This is a genomic window from Vibrio sp. 10N.222.48.A3, assembly GCF_041475345.1.
GTDB classification, from domain to species: Bacteria; Pseudomonadota; Gammaproteobacteria; order Enterobacterales; family Vibrionaceae; genus Vibrio; species Vibrio tasmaniensis_A.
Genome location: NZ_JBFRVX010000950.1, coordinates 1 through 3,378, shown reverse-complemented (window position 1 = coordinate 3,378; position 3,378 = coordinate 1). Strand labels below are relative to the sequence as shown.

Here is a 3,378-nt window from a genome sequence, read left to right as displayed (position 1 = left end):
ACACTGGACCAGGCATTTCTAACACCACCAGCTTAGATGCAATCCATCCAATCCCAGCTAACAAGGTAGCAAATAGGAGATAAAGCTCTCCGCGCATCGCTTTCATCATCTTACTTGGTCCAATAACAAAAAAAGCAACCCGACTCTGCAAGGTTGCTTTTTATAAACATTCAACAGGATCGAGATATTATCTCAATACTCTGCTTCAGGCAGCTATTTTTAGCCTGCGTATTTTGGGTAATCCGTTAAACCTTTTTCAGCACCACCAAACAATGTGTTTGGATCGTGCGCTGCTAATGGGTAACCATTTTGAATACGAGCGGGTAGATCTGGGTTTGCGACGAATGGACGACCGAAACCAACCATATCAGTTACGCCTTCAGCAACCGCTTTTTCGCCGCGCTCGCTGTCGTATTTACCTGCGTAAATCAACACGCCATTGTAAGCTTTACGAACCGCTGCTTTAAACGCTATTGGCGTTTCAGGTGCGTCGTCCCAATCGACTTCTGCCACGTGCAGATAAACAATGTTGTATAGGTTAAGTAGCACCGCCGCCGCTGTATAAGTCTCTACTGGCGTAGCGTCAACCGTACCATTCAACGATGTGAACGGAGCAAGACGAACACCTACACGGTCAGCACCAATCGCTGCGACCATAGCTTCAACCACTTCACCTAGGAAACGTAAACGGTTTTCAATTGAGCCACCGTATTCGTCAGTGCGGTTGTTTGCTTCAGAGTCGATGAATTGGTTAATCAAGTAACCATTCGCGGCGTGAAGTTCGATACCATCAAAGCCCGCTTCAATCGCGTTCAAAGCCGCTTGGCGGTATTGACCAACCACGTTTTTGATGTCTTCTTTCGTCATCTCACGAGGTTCAACCACATCCACAAAACCCGGCTCATCAGTGCCATTATCGATGAATACTTTTACGTTTTCTGCTTTAAGTGCAGAAGACGAAATTGGTTGTTCACCACCAATGTTGTCTGGGTGTGTTACACGGCCTACATGCCAAAGTTGAGCGAAGATAACGCCCTCTTTTTCATGTACTGCATCGGTGACTTTTTTCCAACCCGCAATCTGCTCATCAGAGTAGATACCCGGAGTCCAAGCGTAACCTTGACCCATAGGTGAAATTTGTGTGCCTTCAGCGATAATCAAACCTGCAGAAGCGCGTTGAGCGTAGTAAGCCGCCATCATATCGTTTGCTGAATTGCCAGGTTGCGTTGCGCGAGAACGCGTCATCGGTGGCATAACAATACGGTTTTTAAGTTCGATATTACCAAGTTGAATTGGTTGAAATAGTGCGTTTGTCATTGTTATATCCTCGATTAACCTAGTTGAATCAGTTCGATTTGGTAGCCATCTGGGTCTGTGATAAATGCGATGTGCGTTGAGCCACCTTTTACTGGCCCCGCTTCACGAGTGACGTTGCCACCCAGTGATTTGATCTTGTCGCATGCGGCGTAAATATCTTCCACACCCAATGCCAAATGACCAAACGCGCTGCCCATCTCGTACTCATTAGTGTCCCAGTTGTACGTTAGCTCGATAGTCGTGCCGCCTTGCTCGTATCCAACGAAAACCAATGTGTAGCGGTAGTCGTTGTTTTCGTGGCGTTCAAGCTCTTTCATGCCTAATACTTTGGTGTAGAACTCGATAGACTTGTCTAAATCAGCAACTCGGATCATTGTGTGTAGGAATTTCATATTTCACCCTTATTGGCACCACAAGCATGGCGCCGTTATGATTTTGAGTGGAGGTTATCCACTAATCTCTGAGTGAAATAATACGATTCAGCGAGGAATTAAGGAAATTATCAAAAATTCTCAATGTGATAATTTTTTGTTATGAATATTATGACTAGCACGAACTCAATGACACAAAAAAGGGAAGCCACTGCTTCCCTTCGAGTTAGACTCTCAATTAAAACCGTAAACGCCTATCTTTAAGCGTCTTCGACATCGCATCTGATGTACTGATGACTTGTTCTCGGAACCATTTATGAGCAGGGTCATTATTCTGCTTCTTTAACCAAATCAAATAGTGGGATATAGGCTGATATTCAAAAGGTGGCTTAAACAACTGTAAACCTAGCCTTTCTTGAAACTGCACAGCCATAGATAAAGGCACTACGGTGATGTAATCCGATTGGCTACATAGCAAGATATTACTGAACAGTGAGCGCCCGTGAAACACGATTTTACGCTTAGATAAATCCAATGATGTGTAGTGATTTAAACTGCGAACTTTACGCCGTGTTCTATCTAATACGGCATGCTTTTCATTCATGAATTGCGCTTCGCTGATTTCACCTTGGATTCTCGGGTGATCCTCTCTACACACGATCACAAACTCGCCTTCATATAGAGTTTCACTAACGATGCTTGGGTGTTCAGGTACCACAATATCGATCATTGCATCGAACTCTTGAGTCAAAAGGTCTTCGTAAATACGCTCATCACTGTCTGGTTGGTCAAAGACTTCTAGCGATAGGTTTTGATTAGGAAGCGCAGCAAAACTATTGAGTAAAATCCACTGTAAGTGCTCAGGTGAAGAAATCACAAACTTACGTTCAGAGGATTGTTCATCAAAATTAGCCATCGACTGAAATACATCATTCAATTCATGAATCGGCGTTTTGATTTGTTCATACAAACTTTGAGCATAAGAAGTAGGCGTAACACCTCGTCCTTTACGAACAAAAAGCTCTTGGCCTATCTCTTTTTTCAGTCGTGCCAATGCGGTACTAATGGTCGATTGATTAGTGCTGAGTTGATCCGCGGCTTTACTCAAACTGCCCTGCTCCATCACCGCAGAAAACACAGCAAGTAGGTTGAAATTGGGGATTTCGTTGCTCATATATTATTACTCGTTAGGCGACCATAAATACCATGCTATCGTAAAAACGATTAAACATCGTCAATAAAAACATTTGTTAAAGGTATAACGCATCGATTATTTTACTAATAAAAAGCATATTAACCAGACTTTACTCACACTCATCAATCCTCAATAAACCTTCATATATTGAGACAATAAAGCCATCCCCTCTCCGAAAACCCTGTAATAATGGGGCGCACCTCATGCAGCGCGCTTTAAAATCACAACATTGTCTCAAATTACATGACACTGAGTTTCCGTTCGGTACGTATACATTCCTTTTGTGAATACTACAATGGCACCAAAATAATGACCCTCGGTATCAATATGAAAAACACTAAAATAATTTCCCTACTCTTAAGCGGTGCGGCTATCGCTTACTCTGGTTCTGCGTTGGCTGAAAAGGAACAACTCTCAGTTCAGGAAGCCGCAAAAAAATCGGCTAACCCGGTATCTGACGTATGGATGCTAATCACTCAGAATGATTACACCTTT

General features: G+C 43.2%; 3 protein-coding genes and 1 pseudogene. All 4 read right to left on the bottom strand.

The window, feature by feature from the left end:
* A pseudogene (locus tag AB4653_RS22240) lies at positions 1 to 109 on the bottom strand (EamA family transporter); the annotation flags it as partial.
* Positions 110 to 219: 110 nt separating this feature from the next.
* On the bottom strand, positions 220 to 1,317 hold the full coding sequence (locus AB4653_RS22235) for an alkene reductase (protein ID WP_102257822.1): 1,098 nt from the start codon (positions 1,315 to 1,317) through the stop codon (positions 220 to 222).
* Between the two features lie 14 nt (positions 1,318 to 1,331).
* Positions 1,332 to 1,709 carry a lactoylglutathione lyase gene (gene gloA / locus AB4653_RS22230; protein WP_012604423.1) on the bottom strand — a complete coding sequence of 126 codons (378 nt, stop codon included), beginning with the start codon at positions 1,707 to 1,709 and terminating at the stop codon, positions 1,332 to 1,334.
* Positions 1,710 to 1,926: 217 nt separating this feature from the next.
* Positions 1,927 to 2,862: a LysR family transcriptional regulator gene (locus tag AB4653_RS22225; protein ID WP_012604424.1), complete on the bottom strand. Its 936-nt coding sequence runs from the start codon at positions 2,860 to 2,862 to the stop codon at positions 1,927 to 1,929.
* Positions 2,863 to 3,378: the final 516 nt, after the last annotated feature.